Origin of the sequence: Streptomyces sp. NPDC088554 (assembly GCF_044752945.1) — a bacterium.
GTDB lineage: Bacteria > Actinomycetota > Actinomycetes > Streptomycetales > Streptomycetaceae > Streptomyces.
Genome location: NZ_JBIVMF010000014.1, coordinates 104,814 through 128,043, shown reverse-complemented (window position 1 = coordinate 128,043; position 23,230 = coordinate 104,814). Strand labels below are relative to the sequence as shown.

General features: G+C 71.0%; 16 protein-coding genes and 1 pseudogene. 10 read left to right on the top strand and 7 right to left on the bottom strand.

The annotated features are described in order from the left end of the window. Positions 1 to 279 precede the first annotated feature (279 nt). The gene (locus ACIP8W_RS18305; protein WP_401956250.1) at positions 280 to 471 is read right to left on the bottom strand and encodes a hypothetical protein; all 192 of its coding nucleotides are present in this window, start codon (positions 469 to 471) and stop codon (positions 280 to 282) included. Positions 472 to 937: 466 nt separating this feature from the next. Here ACIP8W_RS18305 and ACIP8W_RS18300 point away from each other — a divergent pair, with 466 nt between their 5' ends. The 7 genes and pseudogenes from ACIP8W_RS18300 to ACIP8W_RS18270 all read left to right on the top strand — a co-directional run bounded on the left by ACIP8W_RS18300 (position 938) and on the right by ACIP8W_RS18270 (position 6,357). After that, on the top strand, positions 938 to 1,105 hold the full coding sequence (locus tag ACIP8W_RS18300; protein ID WP_402152749.1) for a hypothetical protein: 168 nt from the start codon (positions 938 to 940) through the stop codon (positions 1,103 to 1,105). Positions 1,106 to 1,129: 24 nt separating this feature from the next. Beyond that, positions 1,130 to 1,978 carry a sugar phosphate isomerase/epimerase family protein gene (locus ACIP8W_RS18295; protein ID WP_402203668.1) on the top strand — a complete coding sequence of 283 codons (849 nt, stop codon included), beginning with the start codon at positions 1,130 to 1,132 and terminating at the stop codon, positions 1,976 to 1,978. Between the two features lie 184 nt (positions 1,979 to 2,162). Continuing rightward, entirely contained in the window at positions 2,163 to 2,792 is a 630-nt protein-coding gene (locus tag ACIP8W_RS18290; RefSeq protein ID WP_401956247.1) for an EboA domain-containing protein, read from the top strand. Positions 2,793 to 2,794: 2 nt separating this feature from the next. Next, positions 2,795 to 3,649, top strand: a complete 855-nt coding sequence (locus ACIP8W_RS18285) for a TatD family hydrolase (protein WP_401956246.1) — start codon at positions 2,795 to 2,797, stop codon at positions 3,647 to 3,649. Further along, positions 3,642 to 4,574: pseudogene (locus ACIP8W_RS18280) on the top strand (alkaline phosphatase family protein); the annotation flags it as partial. The gene ACIP8W_RS18285 and the pseudogene ACIP8W_RS18280, both read left to right, overlap by 8 nt. After that, on the top strand, positions 4,571 to 5,872 hold the full coding sequence (locus ACIP8W_RS18275) for a cytochrome P450 (RefSeq protein WP_402203666.1): 1,302 nt from the start codon (positions 4,571 to 4,573) through the stop codon (positions 5,870 to 5,872). The pseudogene ACIP8W_RS18280 and the gene ACIP8W_RS18275, both read left to right, overlap by 4 nt. A 14-nt stretch (positions 5,873 to 5,886) precedes the next feature. Beyond that, positions 5,887 to 6,357, top strand: coding sequence for a GAF domain-containing protein (locus ACIP8W_RS18270; protein WP_401956243.1), 471 nt, complete (start codon positions 5,887 to 5,889; stop codon positions 6,355 to 6,357). Between the two features lie 21 nt (positions 6,358 to 6,378). On the opposite strand, the gene ACIP8W_RS18265 is transcribed toward ACIP8W_RS18270, so the two are convergent. From ACIP8W_RS18265 to ACIP8W_RS18255, 3 genes are all read right to left on the bottom strand, one after another. Next, positions 6,379 to 6,570, bottom strand: coding sequence for a hypothetical protein (locus tag ACIP8W_RS18265; RefSeq protein WP_401956242.1), 192 nt, complete (start codon positions 6,568 to 6,570; stop codon positions 6,379 to 6,381). Positions 6,571 to 6,707: 137 nt separating this feature from the next. Beyond that, complete coding sequence (locus ACIP8W_RS18260; RefSeq protein WP_401956317.1) at positions 6,708 to 7,460, bottom strand: thioesterase II family protein; 753 nt, start codon at positions 7,458 to 7,460, stop codon at positions 6,708 to 6,710. A 378-nt stretch (positions 7,461 to 7,838) separates the two neighbouring features. After that, a complete protein-coding gene (locus tag ACIP8W_RS18255; protein ID WP_401956241.1) occupies positions 7,839 to 8,006 on the bottom strand; it encodes a hypothetical protein in 168 nt (55 codons plus the stop codon). A 43-nt stretch (positions 8,007 to 8,049) separates the two neighbouring features. Here ACIP8W_RS18255 and ACIP8W_RS18250 point away from each other — a divergent pair, with 43 nt between their 5' ends. The 3 genes from ACIP8W_RS18250 to ACIP8W_RS18240 all read left to right on the top strand — a co-directional run bounded on the left by ACIP8W_RS18250 (position 8,050) and on the right by ACIP8W_RS18240 (position 13,488). Next, entirely contained in the window at positions 8,050 to 9,780 is a 1,731-nt protein-coding gene (locus ACIP8W_RS18250; RefSeq protein ID WP_401956240.1) for an NAD(P)/FAD-dependent oxidoreductase, read from the top strand. Between the two features lie 926 nt (positions 9,781 to 10,706). After that, positions 10,707 to 12,014 carry a cation:proton antiporter gene (locus tag ACIP8W_RS18245; RefSeq protein ID WP_401956239.1) on the top strand — a complete coding sequence of 436 codons (1,308 nt, stop codon included), beginning with the start codon at positions 10,707 to 10,709 and terminating at the stop codon, positions 12,012 to 12,014. Between the two features lie 598 nt (positions 12,015 to 12,612). Next, complete coding sequence (locus ACIP8W_RS18240; RefSeq protein WP_401956238.1) at positions 12,613 to 13,488, top strand: IclR family transcriptional regulator; 876 nt, start codon at positions 12,613 to 12,615, stop codon at positions 13,486 to 13,488. A gap of 21 nt (positions 13,489 to 13,509) precedes the next feature. On the opposite strand, the gene ACIP8W_RS18235 is transcribed toward ACIP8W_RS18240, so the two are convergent. The 3 genes from ACIP8W_RS18235 to ACIP8W_RS18225 all read right to left on the bottom strand — a co-directional run bounded on the left by ACIP8W_RS18235 (position 13,510) and on the right by ACIP8W_RS18225 (position 23,019). Further along, positions 13,510 to 14,121 carry a helix-turn-helix domain-containing protein gene (locus tag ACIP8W_RS18235; protein WP_401956237.1) on the bottom strand — a complete coding sequence of 204 codons (612 nt, stop codon included), beginning with the start codon at positions 14,119 to 14,121 and terminating at the stop codon, positions 13,510 to 13,512. Between the two features lie 240 nt (positions 14,122 to 14,361). After that, the gene (locus ACIP8W_RS18230) at positions 14,362 to 21,636 is read right to left on the bottom strand and encodes an SDR family NAD(P)-dependent oxidoreductase (RefSeq protein ID WP_402203662.1); all 7,275 of its coding nucleotides are present in this window, start codon (positions 21,634 to 21,636) and stop codon (positions 14,362 to 14,364) included. 579 nt (positions 21,637 to 22,215) lie between these two features. Next, positions 22,216 to 23,019, bottom strand: a complete 804-nt coding sequence (locus ACIP8W_RS18225; RefSeq protein WP_401956235.1) for a class I SAM-dependent methyltransferase — start codon at positions 23,017 to 23,019, stop codon at positions 22,216 to 22,218. Between the last annotated feature and the right edge of the window lie 211 nt (positions 23,020 to 23,230).

The following is a 23,230-nucleotide window of genomic DNA, read 5'->3' as shown; positions in this document are numbered from 1 at the left end:
CCTGGGGTTCTGTGGTGGCCTGAGCGGAGGCAGGCGGCGGTTGATCGCCTCGCGGGGTACAGATCCTCTGTGATCGCCAAGCGTGAGATGCGTCCCGCGGGCCGACGCGCGGGGAACTGCTCGCGCTGCCCGCTGCTGTTGGCCTGGAGGCGGCGAACCGTGCGCTGTCTCTCAGCCGCACCGCGGGGTACGACCTTGCCAAACGCGGACGGTATCCGTGCGCGGTCCTTCGTCCGGGCACCGCCTACCGGGTCGTCACGCGGTACGAGGTCGGCGCCCTCAGTGCTCTCTCGGACCGTCCCCGAGTGCCATCGTCGCGTACTCCGTCACCAACTCATCGCTAGGTAAGAGGAGTTGGCGGGCGCTGCGATCGTCCGCTGCCGGGCCGTCCGGGCCGACGTACGCGCGCTTGGTGCCCTGGTCGTACGTCGCGGTGGGCTCCGTGGCGCAGGTGGGGGCCGAGTGCCGCACCTGTGAAGCGTGGACCGGAGCAGCTCGTCCCGGTGCCTGTGAGGACCGGGTCGACGAGCGGCGACCCGGCTTCGGGAACCGGTGTGGCGGGTGGCTGAAAGGCGCCGGGGCGCGTGATGCCCGGCGGTCGGGGGTGTCGTGGAGGGCGAACTCGATGGTGAGGCGGAGCGCCCCCGGCGGTAGGTGCGTTCCCGCCCCTGATTCATTGACTCGCTGTGCATACCCTTGGGGAAGGCCTCGTTAACATTGGCTTATTGTCGTGTTCATCACAAGAAAAGATCAATCCGTCGTATATTAATCTTCAAGTAATTTCGGTAATGATATGAGTCATGAGCGACCGGAAAGCGATCCCCCACGCCGGTTTCCGACCACCCCGACGACTCGCCAAGTTTCAGCCGCCCGCACTTTCCGACCCCGTCGACTCGGTCGAGCGGTCCGGCTGCCCGCCCCCGCCACGACGGCGGCCGTGCCGTCGTCCACGGCGCTGCCGACGGTGCTGCCCGCCGTCATGGTCCGCGAGGTGGTCGCCTGTACCGTCGCCGCCGTGCTCCTGGGGGCTGTGCACCCGGTGGCGCAGCGCCCGGCGAGGCGGGCGTCCCCGACCTGGGGCAGCTGGGGCGAACAAGCCATATGACCTGGGCGAGGTGAAGGACGGACGATGGGCCTGAGATTCGGCTACGGCACCAACGGGTTTACCCACCACCGCCTCTCCGATGTCCTCGGCATCCTCGCCGACCTGGGCTACGACGGCGTCGCCCTCACCCTCGACCACAACCACCTCGACCCGTACGCCGACGACCTGGACCGCCAAGTCGCGGGAGTACGCGAGCGGTTGGCGTGGCTCGGGCTGACCAGCACGGTCGAGACCGGGGCGCCCTACTTCCTCGACCCCTGGGGCAAGCACCGGCCCACCCTGATGTCGGACCATCCGGAACGGCGCATCGACCTGTTGCGGCGCGCCATCCGCATCGCGGCCGGACTCGGCTCGCCCACCGTCCACCTGTGCAGCGGGCCGGCTCCGGACGCGGTGCCGGAACCAGAGGCGTGGCGGCGGCTGGCGGCGGGTGTCGGGGCGGCGCTGGATACGGCGGAGGCGTACGGGGTCGCGCTGGCCTTCGAACCCGAGCCGCACATGTTCGTCGACACGGTCGCGAAGTGTCTGCGGCTGCGTGAACTGCTCGGCGGACACGAGCTGTTCGGCATCACCCTGGACATCGGACACGCCCACTGCGTGGAGGCGCCGTCTCTGCTCGACTGCGTCGCCCGGGCCGCGCCACATCTGCTGAACGTACAGATCGAGGACATGGTCCGCGGTGTCCACAGGCATCTGGGTTTCGGTGCGGGCGAGATCGACTTCCCGCCGGTACTGGCCGCGCTGACCGACCTCGGACACCGTGGCCTGGTGTCCGTCGAGATCCAGGGCGGCGCCCTGGACGCCCCCGACATCGCCCGCAGCTCCCTGGAGTTCCTGCGCAGGGCCGAGGCCCGCCATCTGGCCCCTTCCTGAACCGCGCTGCCCGACCCTTTCCGAACCTTCCCTTTCTGAACCGCTCTCTTTCCGATTCCGAGTCCTCGACCTTTCCTTTCGAAACCGGTCTCACCTTTCCTGAGCCCCTTTTCCCCTTCGCTCATTTCGTGCGGCCTTCCCCGCATTCGGTCTCCTTCACCCTTCCGCCGGAGGCGCCCCAGCCATGTCCTCTTCCGACCCGGCAGTCCCCGATGCCCTCACCTCCCTCACCCCCGAAGCCCGCGCCTGGCTGGACACCGCCCTGGCCGGAATCGCCACCGATCCCACCACCATCCGCACTCTCTTCCCCGCCGTCCGCCGCCGCTGCGGACGCGCCCCGCTGCCCGACGGGCGAACCGTCGACGAGGCCGCCCGTATCCTGCTCCTGACCGCGCTGCCCCTGCGCGACCAGGCCCTCGTCGACGAGGTGGGAGCGCTTCACCGCTACGGCGACCCCGCCGAACAGCGGGCCGTGTTACGGGCGTTGCCACAGGTCGACCGAGCCGGGACCGGCCGGTTCCTGGACCTCGTACGGCAGACCCTGCGCTGCAACGACAGCGCGCTGATCGAGGCCGCCCTCGGCCCTTACGCGGCGGCCCACCTCCCTTCGGACGAGTACCGCCAGGCCGTCCTGAAGTGTGTCTTCCACGAGATCCCGCTCGACCGCGTGGCCGGCCTCGACGACCGCGCCGACGCCGAACTCGCCCGCATGCTCAGCGACTTCGCGCGCGAGCGCGCGGCGGCCGGACGCCCCGTACCCGAGGACATCGCCCCTCTCGTACGCCCCTTCACCACCACCCACGGAGCCGTGTGACCATGCGCATCTTCGACCCCCACATCCACATGACCTCCCGCACCACCGACGATTACGAGGCGATGCGCGCGGCCGGGGTGCGGGCCGTCGTCGAGCCCGCCTTCTGGCTCGGCCAGCCCCGCACCTCGCCCGACACCTTTTACGACTACTTCGACTCGCTGATCGGCTGGGAGCCCTACCGGGCAGCCCAGTTGGGCATCCAGCACTTCTGCACGATCGCCCTCAACCCGAAGGAGGCGAACGACCCGCGCTGTCTCCCCGTCCTCGACGAACTGCCCCGCTACCTCGCCAAGGACCGTGTCGTCGCCGTCGGTGAGATCGGCTACGACTCGATGACCAAGGAGGAGGACGAGGTCCTCGCCCGCCAGCTCCAACTGGCCGTCGAACACGGCCTGCCCGTCCTCGTCCACACCCCGCACCGCGACAAGGAGGCCGGGACGCGCCGGAGCCTGGACGTCGTACAGGAGTCGGGCATCGCCCCCGAACTCGTCGTCCTGGACCACCTGAACGAGCTGACGGCCGGCATGGTCCTCGACAGCGGCTGCTGGGCCGGCTTCTCCGTCTACCCGAAGACGAAGATGAGCGAGGAGCGCATGGTCCGTATCCTCCAGAAGTACGGGCTCGATCGCGTTCTCATCAACTCGGCGGCTGATTGGGGAAGTTCGGACCCCCTGAAGACCCGCAAGACGGGTGACGCGATGCTCGCCGACGGCTTCGGGGACGACGACGTCGACCGCGTCCTGTGGCGCAACCCCGTCGCCTTCTACGGCCAGAGCGGACGCCTCGACCTGGACGAGCCGGAGCCGGACGACACGTCGTCGTTCGAGGGCAACTCCATCCGGCGCGGGGGAGAGTGAGCCGCCCGTGCGATTCCTCTTCGACGAGAAGAGCCCCGACCTGACCCTCGTCCACACCCCGCAGATGGACTATGGACCCCAGCGCTCCGGGCCGCGGTCCGCGGCATCCGTCCGCGCCGACCGTCGACCCGACGATGCCCTGAGTCCGTTGACCGACCACTTTCCCGCCGCCGGCGCGGCGGTGGTCGCGCTCGGCGAGTACGGCATCACCCCGGCCTCCCGCCCCGTCGACCTCAACCGCGCCCTGCGCCGGGCCGGGCTGCCGGAGGTGCCCACCCGGGACGGCATGGCGTGCCTCGCCCCCCGGACCTCCGGCGCCTTCGTCGTCGCCGACCACCAGGTGGCGCACGTCTGCGTACGGGACCTGGCGGACGTACCGGAGGTCGCGAAGGGCCTCGGTGAACTCGACGGCGTGGAAAAGGTGTTGGGTGCGGGCGGTAAGGCGGCCCAGGGGCCGGTCCGCTCGGGAGAACTGGCCGTCGTGGCGGACGCGGACGCCTGGTTCACGTACTACTACTACTGGCTGGACGACGACCGCGCCCCCGACTTCGCCCGCCAGGTCGAGATCCACCGCAAGCCCGGCTGCGACCCCGCCGAACCGCTGTGGGACGACACCGTCCCGGCGGTGAAACCGCGTGCCATCGGCCGAGTCGCCCGCAAGGAAACGGGTTTCCGCTACCGCGTGCGGACGGTTCCGCTCGATCCGGCGGACGTCCGCGGCAGCCACGGGCGTGCCCCGACCGACCTCGACCACGGCCCCGTACTTCTGTGCTCCGAACCAGCCGTGGAGCATACGGAGTTGACGGCGACGGACGTAAAGCCCCGGCTGTGGCCGGCGGGATCGGCGGGATCGGCGGAAGCGAAGGGAACGACCGGGGCGACCGGGGCGACCGTGGACCGCACGGCCGCCGAGGGGCGGGCATGACGACCTACCCGGCCCTGCCCCTGCCCCGTACCCTCCTCGACCCCGCTCCCGAATACGCCCGTTGGCGTGCCGAGGAGCCCGAGCGGCCGCTGCGGCGGGTCATCCTGCCCGACGGCAGTACGCCCTGGCTCGTCACCCGGCGCGCCGACGCCCGGTCCGTGCTCGCCGACCCCCGGTTCAGCGCCGACGCGAGCCGTCCGGGATTTCCCGGGGGAAGGAAGTACACCCAGCAGCCCCGGCCGGGCCTTTTCCATCTGATGGACCCGCCCGACCACACCCGGCTGCGCCGCATGCTGATCCCCGAGTTCTCCTTCCGCCGGACGGAGGCGCTGCGCGGCCGGCTCCAGCGGATCTGCGACGACCTGATCGACGCGATGGTCGCCGCCGCGACGGCCGGCGGCGTGGCCGAGACGGACCTCGTGGCGGCGTACGCCCTGCCGCTGCCCACCCTCGCCATCTGTGAACTGCTCGGAGTGGCTGACCAGGACCGTGCCTTCTACCGGGCGAAATACGAGGTCGTGACCGATCTCACGGCCGCTCCCGAGGAGGTGGCGGCCGCCCGCACCGCCGTCTACGCCCACCTCCGGGCGCTGCTCTCCCGGCGGGTCCACGAGCCCGCCGACGACCTGGTCTCCCGGCTGGCCATGGACCGGATCGCCACCGGCGAGGTCACCCTCGACGAGGCCACCGGCATGCTCTCGCTGCTGCTCGTGGCGGGCCACGAGACGACCGCCAACCTGATCGGGCTGTCGGTGGCCGCCCTGCTGCGCAGCCCCGCCCAACTGGCCGCCCTGCGCGCCGGTGTGGACGGGGCCGGCTGGCCGAACGCCGTCGAGGAACTCCTCCGCCACCTGACCGAGGTTCGCCCCGGGCTGTGCCGGATCGCGACGGAGGACGTCCAGGTCGCCGGGGTCCTCGTACGCGCGGGCGAGGGGGTGGTCGTCGCCGTGCACGCGGCCAACCGTGACCCGGTGGCCATCCCCGCGGCCAACCGTGACCAGGCGGCCATCCCCGCGGCCAACCGTGACCCGGTGGCCATCCCCGCGGCCTCAACGGATGCCGACGGCCTCGGCGATCTCGAAGACCTGGACATCACCCGGAACGTCGGCCGTCATCTCGCCTTCGGCCACGGCCCGCATCAGTGCATCGGTCAGTCCCTGGCCCGCATCGAACTGGAGACGGCCCTGTCCACCCTCTTTCACAGGCTGCCCGGCCTGCGGGCGACCGTTCCAACCGAGGGCCTCGCCCTCTCCACCAGCGCTGTCCACGGCCTCCGTACCCTCCCCGTCACCTGGTGAAGGAGACCCCCACCATGACCACTGCCGGTACTTTCAACGAGACCGTCCTGAAGAACGCCGTTCCCGAAGTGGGCAGTTGGCTGTCCGCCTTCGTCGAGCGGCACACCGGATTCGTCGGTTCCGTCCATCTGTCGGAGCCCGCCGAGGACGGCGAGATCGTGCTCGTCGCCGCACACAACCTGCCGCCGGCCGTGGCGAACGGCGCCGCCGTCGTCGTCATCGGCAAGGGCATGGCAGGCGTCACCGCCGAGCGCAAGGCCGCCGTCAACATCCCCGACCTCCAGACCGACACCTCGGGCGTCGCCCGCCCGCCGGCCCGTGCCTCCCGGGCGAGGGGCTCCCTCACCCTCCCGGTCTTCGCCCCGGACGACCCCACCAGACTGCTCGCCGTCGTCGGCATCGGCTTCAAGGAGCCCCGCGAGTTCACCGAGGAGGAGATGGCGATGTACGCGGCCGAAGCGTCGACCGTGCTGACCGCCGTGTAAGTCGTCGTCCACGTGCCGAGCTCAGGGGCGTACGGTCTCCGGCCGTACCGCGCACGCCTTGAACTCCGGCTCGCTCACCTCCGGCGAGCGCGCTCGCTCCCCGTCGCCGACCTGGACGAAGCACGGCATCGCCACAGCGACCATCACCACGGCGACCATCACCACGGCGACCCTCACCACGGACGGCCTGCGGGGGGCGGCGGCGAGGTCCACAGGGGGAACGACGCGACCTGGCCGCGGTTGCCCGCCTCGCCCGCCGTCGGTCATCCGACGGGGAGCGGGCTCGCCGGTCGGCCGCGCGGCGAGCCGGTCGGGGCCGGACCGGCGCGGTCATGGCGGTCGGGGGACGATCAGGGGGTCGGTCGCAGTGCCGTCCGCAGGACGCGTTCGACCGTCTCCTTGTTCTCCGGCGCGAGCAGGGCGAAGTGGCCGCCTTCGAGCAGCTCGACCCGGCATTCACCGGTGGTGTGCTCGGCCCAGGTCGGCAGGAGGTCCGCCGGGATCAAGCGGTCGGAGCGCCCGCCGAGGACATGCACCGGTACGGTGACGTGGACCGAGTCGAGGTTCGCCGCCTCCCGGCCGAGTCGCAGGTCCGCGTCCAGCACGGCGAGAAGGCGCTGCCGCATCTGGGGGTCCCGCAGTATCTGGGCGGAAGGTCCTGCCTCCGTCTCGACCTCCTGGAACAGGTCCTCCGCCGTGTGCGCCTTCGGGGGGCGCCGGGTGCTCCCGGGGATCTGCCCGCTGACCACCAGTGCCTGGCAGGTGTCGTCCAGCAGTTGGGCGATCCGGGCGGCGAGCATGGAGCCGAGGCTGTGTCCGACGACCACGGTGGGCAGCGGCTCCAGGCCGAGGATCTCGGTGTGGAAGCTGTCGAGCACGTCGTCGAGCGTGCAGCCGATCGGCTCGTCGTAGCGGCGCTCGCGTCCGGGCAGGCAGAGCCCGAGGATCTCGACGTCATCGGGTACCGAGGTGAGCGCGGTGCGCAACGAGCTGGGGCCGGCACCGGAGTGGGGAAGCACCAGCAGCCTGGTCCGGGCCGTCTGTGCCGTCCGGTGGCGCAGTACGGACCACCAGAGGTGCCTGGTACGGGATGTGGTGGACAGGTGGACCCCTCCTTGGGCTCATTCCAGGGACCTCTCCGGGTCTTCTCCGGAATTTCTCAGCCCAAGAGTGCCCCTGCCCACCCGCGCTCCGCCCTTTGTCGTGCCGCTATGTGGCACGACGGGGTGACATGTAAGTGTTCCAGGCCATCTCCTGGTAGCGGCCCGGTAGCAAGTTCTCCATTCAGGGACGACAGGGGATCTGATGCGGTATGAGCTGTTCGACTCCCTTCGGGTGCCGGACGCGAAGGGCAGCCGATCAGCGATGGATCCCTCCACGGCCCGACATCTTCACCGACCTCTACCCCTGTTCGGCTTGCCCATCGATTTGTACACAGACATGGCGACCGGTCCGACGGACAAGAAGCTCCAGAACGGTTCTCACGCGATGTTCGGCCGCTCGAACGCGTAGCCAGTCGGCTGGTCGTCACAGTCGTCGAGCGGCTGAGCGGCAGGGACATCGAGGAAGCCGTCCGCGATCAGTTCGAGCGGTGGCGGGGCGATCCGCCGCCGACCGATCTGGTCAAGGCTTTCCGGAGGGCGGCGCACCCGACCCGATCGACAGTAGCTGGCCCCCGCAGGAGGGTATGACATGAGCATGGCGCACAACACGGAACAGCAGGCTGATGTGTACGACGTGGCGATCATGGGCGGCGGCTTGGCCGGCCTGACGCTGGCGCTTCAGCTGAAGCAGGCCCGCCCGGACACCAGCATCCTGGTGGTCGAGCGAGAGAACCACCCCGTGCCCGAGGCGGCGCACAAGGTGGGCGAGTCGACGGTCGAGATCGGCGGACGCTACCTGCGCGACGTGCTGGGGCTGAAGGATCACCTGGACGAGCACCAGCTCAAAAAGTTCGGTATCCGCATGTTCTTCAGTGACGACACCAACGAGGCCATCGCGAGTCGGCCCGAAATCGGGCACACCGCCTTCCCGCCCCACAAGGTCCTCAGCTACCAGCTCGACCGGGGACGGCTGGAGAACGCGCTGGGGCAGGAAGTGCAGGCGCTCGGCGTAACGTTTCTTTCCGGCTGGAAGACGCAGGAGATAGAGCTGCGGCCGGACCAGGACTACCACCAGCTGAGCCTGGTCGGTGAGGATGGCGCCGAACGCCGGATCACGGCCCGTTGGGCATTGGACGCCACGGGCCGGTCGTCGATGCTCAAGCGTCAGCTCGGGCTGCTCAAGCAGGTGGAGCACCGCGCGAACGCGGCCTGGTTCCGGATCGGCGACCCCATCGACGTCGACAAATGGTCGGACGACCCGGCTTGGCACGCCCGGATCGACCACGAGGTTCCGTTCAGCGATCGTGAGCTGTCCACCAACCACCTGATGGGTCCCGGCTACTGGGTCTGGCTGATCCGGCTGGCCTCGGACGCGATCAGCATCGGCATCGTCACCGATGCGGACATGCACCCGTTCTCCACCATGAATCGCTTCGACCGGGCTCTGGAGTGGCTGCGCGAGAACGAGCCGGAGTGCGCCCGCGTGGTCGAGCAGCACCGCGACAAGCTCCAGGACTTCCGCGTCATGAAGAACTACTCGTACGGCTGCGAGCAGGTCATGTCCAGCGACCGGTGGTGTCTGACCGGTGAGGCCGGGGTCTTCCTCGACCCGCTGTACTCGCCCGGCCTGGACATGATCGGCATCGGCAACGGCCTGATCACCGATCTCGTCACCCGCGCCCTGGACGGGGAGAACGTCGAGGAGCGGGCGGCGTTCCACAACCAGGCGTATCTCGCCACGTTCGAGGACTGGCTGACGATCTTCGAGAAGCAGTACCCGCTGATGGGCAATACCAGGGTCATGATGTCGAAGATCATCTGGGACACGACTCGTTACTGGGCCAGCCCCGGCTGGCTGTACTTCCACGACATGTTCCGCCGCCTGGCCGACTTCCCGCAGATCGTGGCCGATCTGGCCCGCTTCCACGAGGTCACCAGGCAGGCCCAGGGCTTCCTCCGCGAGTGGCACGGCATCGATCAGTCGAGCGAGACGGACGGGTTCGTCCGCTACTACGACCTCGACTTCATGCGGCAGCTGCACATCGGCATGACCGAGCCCCTGGCGGACGAGGAACTGGAATCCCGGTACGCCGCCAACGTGCGCTTCATGGAGCAGATGACGGGCCAGATGATCGGCACGGTCATCGAGGAGTGCAAGGCCAAGCCGGCGGACGAAGCCCTGCAGCAGCAGGTCAAGCTGTGGGAGAGCGACGCGTCGCTGATGCGCCTGGTCGAGATCTACCACGAGGACTCCCAGGAGAACCCGATCAAGGATCTCTGGATCACCTGCAAGAAGCAGGTAGAGCAGACCGCCGGCTGAGAACTCCACGCAGAGCCCGGCCGAAGCCGGACCCGGCCGGGCCGACCGCGGCGGAGACCTTCCTGACCGGCCTTGGCCCCGGACCGTCCTGGGGCTCTTGCCGGGCGTGACCGTCCCGGGGCCGGCCACCCGATCGTCCCCGCGCTGGAACTCGAAAGGCGGGTCACGACGCCGACGCCACGGAACCAGACCAAACGCCCACGACCGAGGCCGACTTGGCGGCCGACGAGATCGGGCGGCCGATCGCGCGGGCCCCAGCAGGGGCGTCCGAAGCGTGGACATCCGGAGCACGGGTGTCCGATCGCTGCTCGGCGGCCATGCCGGGGCGGGAGGTCGCCGGGGTGCCGGGCGTGGGCGCGTGACCGGCCCGCGGGGTTCGCGGAGCGGGTGGTGAAGCTCCGGTAGTACGGGTGGCCTCACCGGCCGCCCGGGAACGGGAGCTTCGCGCTGTCCCGGCCGGGTGGGCCACGGCCCTCGTCGATGCCGACATCGACGAGGACGCGGCCTGCTCCGTGGCGGCTGGTGACGGACGCCGACGCCGACGCGCCGGACCCGGCCGTCGGAGCCGGCCGTCGGAGCCCGGCTGCCGTCGCGCGCCACCGCCCGGCACCGGGCCGCGCCCGAGCAGGTCACCGAAGCCCGGTGCCCGGCACCGGGCCGCGCCCGAGCAGGTCACCGAAGCCCGGGTCCTGGCCGCGGCCAAGGGCCTGAACTTCCCCCTGTCCATCCCCTGTCCACCAGGGCTTCCTGAGTGAATGCCAGGTCACCGACCTGAAGGGCGAGTCGCTACCGGCCCGGCCCGCGCGCCATGGTTGCTCCGCGCACCCGGACCGCCGACGCCCGCCGACTCGACAGCCGCACCGAAACCACCCGCTGGGCCTGCCACGACCGCCAGCGCCCTTTCCGAACGGGGAGAACTGATCACCTTGGACCACTCTTTGATTGCCGCCGGTTCCAGTGATGTCATCACCGGGAACATGCTCGCGGGACTCGCCGTGATCCTCGCCGCGGCGTACATCTTCGCCCGGCTGGCCAAGCGCATTCGGCAGCCCACGGTGATGGGGGAGATCGTCGCCGGTCTCGCCCTGGGGCCGAGCCTGCTGGGCCTCTTGCCGGGAGACCCCGTCGAAGCGCTGTTCCCGGCGGACGCGCGGCCGATTCTTCAGGCGCTCTCGCAACTCGGGCTGGTCCTGTTCATGTTCGGCATCGGCTACGAACTGGACTTCGCCCGTCTCCGGGGAAGTGGCCGCCGGGTCACCTTGGTCTCGCTCAGTTCCGTGGCGCTGCCGTTCGCGCTGGGGGCCGGGCTCGCCGTTCTCCTGTTCCCCTGGTACGACAAGTCGCAGCTCAGTACCGATGGTGTGCTCGCCCCGGCGCTCTTCCTCGGGGCGGCGATGTCGATCACCGCGTTCCCGGTGCTGGCCCGGATCATCGCCGAGGGCGGCATGCAGCGCAGCCGTATCGGCGCCATGGCGCTCGCCTGCGCCGCCATCCAGGACTTCCTCGCGTGGTGTGTGCTGGCCGTGATCGTGGTCATCGCCACCGCGAGCGGACCGTGGCCGCTGGCGCAGATGGTGGTGGAGTCAGGTCTGTTCCTGATCGTCCTCCTGTACGTCGTGCGCCCGGGGCTGCGTTGGGTGATGGCTCCGGAGCGGCCGTGGGCGGGCAGCAGCTCCCTCATCCACACCATCCTCGTCACCGGACTGCTGGTGTCCGCCTGGGCGACCAACGAGATCGGTCTGCACGCGGTCTTCGGCGCCTTCGCCTTCGGTGCCGTTGTGCCTCGTGGCCCCATCGAGGCGCAGGCCCCTCAGGTCGCCGAGCGCATCGAGCAGACCAGTCTCTTCCTGCTGCCGGTCTTCTTCACCGTGACCGGGCTGTCGGTGGACCTCGGCGGGCTCGGTGGGCACGGTGTGATCATGACCGTCGCCGTCATCGTGGTGGCGTGCGTGGGGAAGTTCGTCGGGGCCGCCGGTTCCGCACGCCTTTCCGGCGCCTCGGGGGCCGAGTCGATGACGCTCGGCGTGCTGCTCAACGCCCGAGGACTTACCGAGCTGGTCATCTTGAACGTGGGGCTGAGCCTCGGGGTGCTGGACAGCCGTCTGTTCAGTGCCATGGTCGTCATGGCGCTGGTCACCACGTTCATGACGGGACCGCTGCTTCAACGCCTCGGGTTCCACGAGGAGCTCATGCCGCTGCCGGCTCCCAGGAAGAGCGCGGGGAAAGGCGCCTGACGCGAGGCCGCGTCAGCCACAACGGACATTTTCGGTAAGGCTGTTGAGCCGACGCGACGCGAAGCTCCGGTAGTACGGGTGGTCCGCACGGGCCGCCCGTACTACCGGAGCTTCACCTCCTTCGCGAGCCCCTTGTACGAGTCGAGCCGCGCGACCTCGGCCGTCCACCGGTCCACCGGTTAGGGCCCCCTAGATGCTCACGTCGACGGACGGGCGCGGCACCCCGGCGGGACGTCCGTGGGCGGCCGGACGGGGCGTACAAGCGCGGCTCCGGGCACGGGTGCCGGCGCGGGGTCCAGGTGTCCGGACGCGGGCACGGGACCACCGCGCCGCCGCCCGATTTCCGCAGGTCGCAGTAGCTCGGTGCCGCCGCACACGGCCTGCCGAGCGGCGCTTCGGGGCCCGCGGTACCGGGTCGGCGCAGGGGCTCGGGAGAGGCCGGACGCGGCCACCCGGCCCAGCCCGCGTGCCGTGATGCGGCCCGCCGAAATGGCGCGATCGACGCACTGTCCCCGACCGTTTACATTCCGAAAACGGGCCTCTAGATTGGACGCGCGTCCATTTTGATGGCGCCATCTGTGCAATCCCGGGAGCCCCCATGTCAGTTCACTCTCCCTTGACCTCCGAACTCTCCGACACCCTGCTCACAGATACCGCGCTTTCCCAGGAACCAACGGTCCCGTCGGATCAGCGGACCGCGGTCGACAAGGCACTCGCCCTGCTCAAGTCCCTCGCCGAACAGGACCGGGAGATCGGCGTGAGCGAGCTGGCCCGCCGCGCCAGTCTCACCAAGTCGACCGCTTTCCGGCTGCTGGGCATTCTTCAACGCAACGACCTGGTCGAACGGGTCGGCAGCGACTACCGGCTGGGCGCTCAGCTCTTCGATATCGGCACCCGGGTCTACGGCCCGAGATCCCTGCAGTTGCGCGAGCGACTGTTGCCACATCTCGCGGACCTGTATGTGCTGACCCAGGAGACCGTTCACCTCGCGGTGCTGCACGACACCGACATCGTCTTCGTCAACAAGATCCACGGGCACCGCGCCACACCCTCCCCCTCTCGCATAGGCGCCCGTTTACCCGCGTACTGCACGGCCGTCGGCAAGGCCCTGCTGGCCTTCGACCACGACGCCGCGGAAGCGGCCATCTCGGCGGGGCTGCCGAAGCTCACCAACTCCACGATCACCGACCCCGCGGTCTTCCGCGCCGAGCTGCGGCGTATCCGCCAGGACGGCATCGCGTACGACCGTCAGGAGGCCGCCCTCGGCCTTGTCTGTGTCGCCGTCCCGATCATGGGGCCCGCCGGCCGGCCGGTCGCTGCCCTCTCCGTCTCCGGGGCCGGCCACCGCTTCGACTGCGTCCGCTTCGCCCCCGCCGTGCGCCGTGTGGCCTACCAGGCGGCACAAGTGATCAGCGCGGCCTCGAAGGGCCGGCGGCGCGCGCTGTCGGCCTCCGGGAGCGGATCCCCCGTCTGACCACCCCGGTGGACGCGAGGTTCAGTGCGCGCCGTCGCCGTGGGTCCGCGCCGTGCTCGTGGACCCGGTGCAGGGCTGCGCCCGCGGCACACTCACCACGATGTGCACCAGGCTCTCCCCCTCCAACGACTGGTACACGTGCGGCCGGTCGCCCGGGTAGCGCACGAAGTCACCGGTGGCCAACTCCACCGGGCTGTCCGCCGGGCCCACCCGCACCCGGCCACTGATCACGTACAGGTGCTCCAGCGTGCCCACCGGGTGCGGCTCGGTCGGCTTCCCCGTGCCGTCCCGGTCGGGGGCGACGCGCATCAGATAGTTCTCGATGACACCGGAGCCGTACAGATGGTCCAGGGCCCGGGACTTGAAGCCCTGGTGTTCCTTCCAGACGACGTCGGATCCGCGCTGAACGGTCATCACCTGCTCGCGCTCGGCGACCAGCCTGGTCACCGGCACGCCCAGCGCCGTCGCGATCGAGAACAACGTGTCCACGGTGGGGTTGCCCGTGCCCTGTTCCAGATTGGACAGGGTCTGTTTGGCGAGGCCCGCCTCCCGGGCCAATCTGGTCAGGGACAGCCCCCGTTGCTCTCTGAGAAGGCGGACGTTGCGCGCGACGACAGCATTTCCTGAGGACACGACACCACTGTAAGGGGGGTGCGACAGCACGGTAAGGGGGGTACGGCCCTGCCGTAAGGGGGGTGTGATCGTGTAGGGGCCGGAGGCCACGGGACGGATACCACCACCCGGATCATGGCCCCGGAGGTCGCCCTCGGAGCCACGATCCGCCACCGGCAGGCCCGGCCGCATCGGCGTTGCTGATCAGTACGTCGATGCCGCCGAGCCGCCCGGTGGCGGGCTGACGGCCCGGTGGCCGTATCAGGCGCTCGCTTCTGCCGAGGCGTCCAGCTCCTGGTAGAGGTGGTCGGCCAGATCCTGTGGCGCGGGGTACTCGAACACGAGCGTGGCGGGCAGCCGCAGCCCGGTCAGGGCGCTCAGCCGGTTGCGCAGTTCCACCGCGGTCAGCGAGTCCAACCCGGCCTCGTGCAGGCTCTGTTCCGGGGCCAGGGCCTCGGCGTCCTGATGGCCGAGCAGCTCGGCGGCGATCGCGCGCACCTCGGCCAGCAGCCGTTCGGCCCGCTCGGCCGGGGCCAGGTCGCGCAGTGGGACAACGGGCGCCGCGGCGGCCGGTCCGGCGGGCACGAGAGCGCGCAGCAGCGCGGGCGTCCCGTGGCCGCGCAGCTTGGCGACGTCGAACCGGGCGAGGGTGAGCACCGGGTCGTCCTGCCGCAGCGCCTCGTCGAACAGGGCCAGCGCGAACGCGGTGGGCAGGGGCAGGGTGGCGTCCGGGAGGGTGCCGTCCCGGTCGCGCGCGTGCAGCGTCTGCGTCATGCCGGAGGTCTCCTCCCACCCGCTCCACACCTGGGCCTGCGCCGGCAGCCCGTCGGCCCTGCGGTGCTCCGCGAACGCGTCCAGGAACGCGTTCGCGGCCGCGTAGTTGCCCTGTCCCGGACTGCCCAGCACTCCGGCCACCGAGGAGAACAGCACGAAGGCGGCCAGCTCGGTGTCCTTGGTCAGCTCGTGCAGGTTCAGTGTGCCGTCGACCTTGGGGCGCATCACCTGCTCCACCTGATCGGCGGTCAGCCCGGTCACCACACCGTCCGCGATCACCCCGGCCGTGTGCACCACCGCGACCAGCGGATACCGGGCGGGTACGAGACCGAGGGCGGCGGCGAGACCGTCCCGGTCGGCGACGTCGCAGGCGGCGACGGCGACCTCGGCGCCCAGCTCCCTCAGCTCCGTGACGAGCGGCTCGGCGTTCCGCGCCCCGCCGCGACTGGTGAGCAGGAGGCTGCGGACCCCGTACTCGGTCACCAGGTGCCGCGCCAGCAGCGACCCGAGCGTGCCGGTGCCGCCGGTGATCAGGACGGTGCCGTCGCCGAGCTCCGGCCGGGCGTTCCGCGCCGGTGTGGCGCGCGCCAGTTCCGGTGCCTGGAGCCGGCCCGCGCTGATCCGCACGTGCGGCCGTCCGGCGGCCACCGCGTCGGCCAGCCGCGCCGAGGACCGGGGATCCTCGTCCGTCTCGACCAGCAGGAACCGTTCGGGGTGCTCGGACTGCGCCGACCGCACCAGGCCGCGCGCCGCGGCGTGGGCCAGGTCGTCGCTGCGGGTCAGCACGACGAGGGGGATGTCGGCCGGGTGGTCGGCGGCCAGCCAGTGCTGGAGGTGGGACAGTGTGTCCAGCGTCGCTTCCCGGACATCGTCGGGCGCCGGGGTGCAGATGACCGCGTCGGCGTCGGCGACATCGACCAGGTCGGCGGTCACACCGAGGAGGTCGGTGCCGAGCAGCGCCCATTTCGGTGTGGTCGCGCCCACCGGGTCGGCGAGTTCGGTCCACCGCGTCCGGTACACCGAATCCGTCGGCAGTGTGCCCGCCAGCTCGCGCAGGGCCACCGTGCGTGTTCCGAGTGTCGCCCGGAAAAGCGGTGCACCCTCGGCGGTGGTGACGTTCACGGTGAACTCGTCCTGGCCACTGGGCGTCAGGTGGGAGTACGCGTGGGTGGTACGGCAGTCGCCGGCCCACACGTCGCGCCATACGAACGGCAGCGCGACGTGGCCGTCCTGCAGCGGTTCGGTCAGGGCGACGGCGTGCATGGCGGCGTCACCGAGCACGGGGTGCAGTCCGGGGCCGGCGAACCCGCCGGGTGCCTCCTCGGGCAGCCGCAGCTCGGCGAACAGGTCCTCGCCCCGCCGCCACAGCCTGCGTACGGCCTGGAACGCCGGACCGTACTCGTAGCCGCGCTCGGCCAGCGACGCGTAGTCGAAGTCGATCTCCTCGGCGTCGGCCGGGGGCAGGTCCCCGGCGAACGGCTCGTCACGGGTGTCGCGGGTGTCCTCGATCGTGCCCTGCGCGTGGCGTCGCCACTGGCTGCCGGGCTGGTCGGGCCTGCTGAACACCTCGACCGTACGCAGGCCCGGGTCCGCCACGACCTGAAGCTCCGCCGTGCCCTGCTGGGACAGGACCAGGGGCGCCTCGATGATCAGCTCGGCGAGTCCGGTGCCGCCGGTGCCGTGCGCGGCGCGCAGGGTGAGGTCCAGCAGCGCGGTGCCGGGCAGGATGCAGGTTCCGTTCACCGCGTGGTCGGCCAGCCATGGCTGCTCGACCGGCGAGATACGGCTGGAGGCCACGAGTTCACCACTGCGGGCGGATTCGACCAGTGTGCCGAGCAGCGGGTGGCCGGTGCCCGCCTTGGGCGAGGCGGTCGTCGTGAGCCAGAACCGCCGCCGCTGGAACGGTGTGGTCGGCAGGGGGACCGGCCGTCCGGTGCCGGTGGCGAGGTTCACACCGTCCACCCCCCGCGTGTACAGCTGCGCGGCGGACATCAGGAACCGTACGGGGCCACCGTCGCCGCGGCGCAGGGTGCCGGTGACGACGCCGGTCGTACCGCCCTCGTCCAGCGTCTGTTCGATCGCGGAGGTCAGCACCGGGTGCGAGCTGGACTCCACGAAGACCCGGAAACCCTGCTCGGCGAGGTGCTCGACGGCCGGCTGGAACAGCACGGGCTGCCGGAGGTTGCGATACCAGTACGCGCCGGTCAGCGTGGAGGCGCCGACCCAGTCCAGGTCCACGGTGGAGTACATCGGCACCGACGGCCTGGTGGTACGTACCTCTCCCAGCCTGGCCAGCAGCTCGTCGTGGAGTGCCTCCACCTTCGGGCAGTGCGAGGCGTAGCCGATGCCGATACGGCGGGCGTGCACACCGTCCAGCGCGCACTGGGCGAGCAGCTCGTCGAGCGCCGGGTCGTCACCGGCGACCGCGGTGGTGGACGAACTGTTGAGCGCGGCGATCCAGAGCCGGTCCGGCCAGCGCTCCAGCAGCGACTCCAGCTGTTCGCGCGGCGCGGTCACCGACACCATGCCGGCGCCGGTGCCGAGCTGGGCGATGACCTGGCCGCGTACCGCGACGACGCGGGCGGCCTCCTCCAGCGGCAGCGCGCCCGCGACGCACGCGGCGGCCAGCTCGCCCAGGGAGTGGCCGAGCACCACGTCCGGTTCGACACCGCGGGAACGCCACAGGGCGGCCAGTGACACCGACATCGCGAACAGCACGGGCTGCAGGACATCGATCCGCTCCAACTGGTCGGCGCCTCCGGCCAGTACCTCGGTGAGCGACCAGTCCACGTGGGGTTTGAGCGCCCGCTCACAGGCGTGGACGGATTCGGCGAACGCCGGTTCGCCCATCAGCCCGGCCGCCATGCCCACCCACTGCGTGCCATGTCCCGGGAAGACGAACGCCACCTTCCCGTCCACCCCCGACGCTCCGGAGACGATGTTCTGCGCCGGCTTCCCCTCGGCGAGGGCCTGTATCCCGGCCAGCAGCTCTTCGCGGTCGCCGCCGACGACGACGGCGCGGTGGGCGAAGTGGCCGCGGGCCACCGTGAGCGAGTGCGCGAGGTCCACCGGCGCGACGTCCCCGGCCATGGGGAGCAGCCGGGCCGCCCAGTCCCGTAGCCGCTCGGGAGTCTTGCCGGACAACGTCCAGGCGACGGCGGACGGTTCGGCGGAGGGCGTCGGCGCGGGTTCCTCCGGTGGTGCCTCCAGGATCAGATGCGCGTTGGTGCCGCTGATCCCGAAGGAGGAGACCGCCGCGCGCGGCGGCCGGTCCTGCTGAGGCCACGGCATGCTCTCGGTGAGCAGCCGGACATCTCCCGCCGCCCAGTCGACGTGCGGCGACGGCTCGTCCACGTGCAGGGTCTTCGGCAGGGTGCGGTGGCGCATGGCCTGCACGATCTTGATCACACCGCCGACCCCGGCCGCGGCCTGGGTGTGCCCGATGTTGGACTTCAGCGAGCCCAGCCAGAGCGGGGTGTCGCGGTCCTGCCCGTAGGCGGCCAGCAGCGCACCGGCCTCGATCGGGTCGCCGAGCCGGGTGCCGGTGCCGTGCGCCTCGACCGCGTCCACTTCGGACGGTGTCAGACCGGCGTCCCGCAGGGCGAGCCGGATCACCTGCTGCTGGGCCGGCCCGCTCGGCGCTGTCAGGCCGTTGGACGCACCGTCCTGGTTCACCGCGGAACCCCGGATCACGGCCAGCACCGGGTGCCCGGCGCGGCGGGCGCTGGACAGCCGTTCCAGCACCACCATTCCGACGCCCTCGGCCCAGCCGGTGCCGTCCGCGGTCGCGGCGAACGCCTTGCACCGCCCGTCCTCGGCCAGCGCGCGCTGCCGGCTGAACTCCACGAACCGCTGCGGCGACGCCATGACGGTCACCCCGCCGGCCAGCGCGAGTTCGCACTCGCCCCGGCGGATCGACCGCACCGCGAGGTCGATGGTCACCAGGGACGAGGAGCAGCCGGTGTCGACGATGAGCGCCGGGCCGCGCAGCCCCAGCACATAGGCGACCCGCCCGGCGGCGACGCTGCCGGCCGTGGCCGTGCCGATGTAGCCCTCCAGTTCGCGGGGCACCTGGTCCGCATCGGTGACGTAGTCCTGGTTCATCAGCCCCGCGTACACCCCGACCCGCTTACCGCGCAGGGAGGTCGGGTCGATGCCGGCGCGCTCCAGCGCTTCCCAGGAGGTCTCCAGCAGCAGCCGGTGCTGCGGGTCCATCGCCAGCGCCTCACGCGGCGAGATCCCGAAGAACTCGGGGTCGAAGTCGGCCACTTCGTCGACGAACCCACCCCACCGGGTGTGCGAGGTGCCGCTGCGGTCGGGGTCGGGGTCGGACAGCCGGTCGAGGTCCCAGCCCCGGTCGTCGGGGAAACCGGACATGGCGTCGACCCCGTCGGCCAGCAGCCGCCACAGCTCCTCGGGGGAACCGACCCCGCCGGGGTAGCGGCAGCCGATACCCACGAGCACGATGGGATCGTCGTCGTCGGTGCCGGCCGCCGCTGCGGCCGTGGCCAGGGGCTCGGGTGAACCGGTGAGCTCGGCCTGCAGATACCCGGCGATGGCGCGCACCGAGGGGTGGTCGAACGCGAGCGTCGTGGGCAGGCGCAGCCCCGTGGCGGCGGCGACCCGGTCCCGTAGCCGGACCGCGCCCGCCGAGGTGAGCCCGTACTCGCGCAGGGCCCGGTCCGGCTCGATCGGACCGGCTTCGCCCAGCACCTCGGTGACCTGGCCCACGACAAGGTCGACGAGCGCCCTGCCGAGGTCGGTCCCGGTGACCCCGGCCAGGTCGGCCCTGGCGGGCAGCCGGTCGGGTGTGGTGGTCGACACCGGCCGTACGTCCGCGACCAGGGTGGCGCCCGGCCGGCTCAGCGCGACGTCCACGGCGTTACGGATCCGGTGGTCGGTCAACCCCTCCGCCAGCGTCAGGGTGGTGGGAGCGGATCCTTCGACGGCGACCGTCACGGTGGAGCCGGTGACGGTGACGGTGATGTCGTACTCCGTACCGGACCGCTCCACACCGCGGACCTCGTGACCGGCCACCAGGTGGTGGGCGATCAGGTCCGCGAGCTCCCCGGCGTCTCCCGTCAGGGCCACGTCGCGGCCGGCGAGCGGACTGGCCCCGGCGGGCAGTCCGGTGCCCGGGACCGGGACGGGCTCACCGTCGGCGCCCATGAGGCGCAGGCCGTCGTGGGAGCCGGCGACCGCGAGCAGCCGGCCGGGCAGCGCGGCCAGCGGCTCGCGCGCGACCTTGCCCGTGGGCGTCCTCGGCAGCGCGGCCACGGTGCGGATCTCCACCGGCACCTTGAAGTAGGCGAGGTCCCTGCGGCACCGCGCGAACAGCTCCGCGCAGTCGACACCGTCGGATTCCGGCACCACCACCGCCACCGGGACCTGGCCGAACTCCTCGTCGGCCCGTCCCGTCACAGCGGCGTCGCGCACCCCGGGCACCCGGACGAGCACGGCCTCGATCTCGCTGGGATGTACGTTCTCCCCGCCCCGGATGATCACGTCGTTGCGCCGGCCGGTGATCCAGAGGTAGCCGTCGGCGTTGCGGCGGGCGAGGTCGCCGGTGCGGTACCAGCCGTCGCGGAGCGCCTCCGCGGTGGCCTCCGGCTGGTTGTGGTAGCCCAGCATGACGTTCGGGCCGCTGACCCAGATCTCGCCGACCTCGCCGGTCGGCACCTCGACACCGGTGTCCGGGTCGACCACGCGCAGGTTCAGTCCGGGCAGCGGCAGACCGCACGAACCGGGCACCTGCTCACCGCCCGGCCGCATGGTGGCGATCGGCCCGCTCGTCTCGCTGCAGCCGTAGTTGTCGGTGAGCTGGAGACCGAAGGCGGTCTCGAACGACTCGGCGAACGTGGCCGAGGTGACCGCGCCCGCGACGAAACACACGCGCAGCGAGGGCAGTGTGAGTCCTTCCGCACCGGCGGCATGGACCAGGTTGTGATAGACCGTCGGCACGCCGACCAGGACGGTGTACGGCCGGGCGCGCAGTTCGTCGAGCACCTCGGCGGGGGAGAAGCCCGGGACCAGATGCGCCGAGGCGCCGACCGCGGTCACCCCCATCACACAGAGGTTGTAGCCGAAGGCGTGGAACAGCGGCAGCGGCCACAGCACCGTGTCCGACGGGGACAGCCCGATGATCGGGGCATAGCAGGTGGCGGCGTTCCACAACACGGCGCGCAGCGCGACCAGTACGCCCTTGGGGCGGCCCGTCGTCCCCGAGGTGTAGAGCAGATAGGCCGGTTCGTCCAGGCCGAGGTCGTCGCGCGCCGGGACGGCCGGCTCGCGCGTGGTCAGCTCCTCGTACGACACCGTGTCCGGGCAGTCGCCGACCACGACGAGGTGTCCGGCCGGTAGCATCGCGCGCACCCGGTCGGCGTGCGCGGGGTCGGTGATCACCGCCCGGGCGTCGCTGTCGGCGAGCAGGTGCCGCAGCTCCGCGTCGGAGGAGTGCGGGTTGACCGGCACACCGACGCAGCCGGCGCGGTTGATGCCGAGGTAACTCTCCACCATCTCCACGCGGTTGCCCAGCAGGATCACCACCCGCGAGCCCCGGGGCAGGCCGAGTGCGACCAGATGGCCGCCGAGCCGGGCCGTACGCCGCTCCAGTTCCGTGTGGGTCACGGCCCGCTGCGCGTCGGAGTACGCGACCTTGGCCCCGCGCAGCGCGGCGTGCGTGCGCAGCAGCTCGGGCAACGGGCGGATCAGATCAGCACGGTGTGTCGCGGACATGCCTGCCTCTTCACTCGATGTGGTCATGAGCGGGCTCCTATCGCTGACTCGGCCGCGGCGAGAACAGCGCCTGAGCCGACGAGCCCGACAGTGGTGTTGTTCTCGGGCGACGGCATGGCGGCGAGCCGCTCCGCGGTCCCGGCGTGTGCGCCGAGGTGCCCGGTCCCGAGTGTCGACAGCCGCGGCAGCACCATTCCGCGCACGACCTCCCGCCCTGGTCCGGCGGCGTGGCAGCGGACCGGAGACGGCTCCGGCCGACCGCGTCGTTCTTCCGGCGCGCCGAACCCGGTCGGGAGCGCGTATGACGGTGTCGGCGAAGAGACGCACTCCCGCGTGGGCTGATGGACCGGCCGCGGTCCTCGTCCAGTACGGGAAGAGGGGGCGAAAATCACGTACCGCATCAGATCTCTCCTACCGTCCTTGGACGGAGAACGTGTCGCCGGACTGCCGCCAGGAGATGTTCTGGAACGTTCACATGTCATCCCTCCGTGCCGCAGAGCGGCACGGAGGAGGCGGAGCGTGGCCGGGCAGGGGCACTCCTGGGGCGAGAGGTCCCGGATGGCCTGCCGGCCGGCGTCCCCCGGATCCTCCGACGTCGACGGCCGGTCAGGCGGCAGTGGCGGGGCGCCTGCCGCGGGTGGAGATCAGCAGCGGGGAGAACCACGCGAAGGAGGGTTCGGTCGTCGCCGCGTACCAGGCGTCGAGTTCCGCACTCGTGATCACGCCCGTGTCGATCATCTGGTCCCTGAGGAGCCGATAGGAGGCCCGGAACAGCTCCGTGCCGGGCGAGTCGGCGTCGCAGGTGGTGACATGGCCCGCGGCCGCGACATCGACCAGTCCACCGCGCCGCAGCGCCGCGTACTGCCGGCTGCCCCAGTCGGGGTCGAACCCGCCCTTGCGCAGTGCCTCGGTCGCGGCCCACGACACCTTCTCGATCAGCGTCTGAGCATCCGCGGTGGTGCTGTCCAGGACCGCCATGTACTTCATGTCGGAGTCCTCGAGCACCAGCCAGCCACCCGGGCGCAGCGCCTGGACCAGCCGGCCGATCACCTGTTCTCTCTCGCGCAGGTGCGTCAGCACCATCCGCGCGTGAATCAGGTCGAAGGTGTCGGCCTCCAGCTCGTCGCGGACGATGTCGTGCCGGCGAACCTCCAGATTGTGGCTTGCGAGGCCCTGCAGCATGCGGGGGTCGAGGTCGGTGACCACCACCTGTCCGGCCGTCCCCACGCGCTCGGCGAGCCAGCGGGCGATCGAGCCGCTGCCGCCCCCCACCTCCAGGCACTTCCACCCTTCGGTCACACCCACATTCGCCAACTGAGCCTTCGACCATCCGTCATAGATGGCCTCGAATCCGGTTAACCGTGCCTCTGTCTCACGAGATTCATTCGGCAGCAGGTACTCAGATATCATAATTCACTCGCATTTCATGCACGTCGGTCGGTGGGTCGAAAATCGAGTGTCTTCGCCGGGCCGCGCTCGGTGCTGTTATCGCAGCGCAGTAGGGGGGATTGGGGAAGGGGGTGTGCCGGTGGGCGGCACGGACGAGCCCCCGGCATATGCGGGTGTGCCCGTCGTGCCACAGGACGGCACGACGGGTATTCACCGACCTGAGAATCCCTAG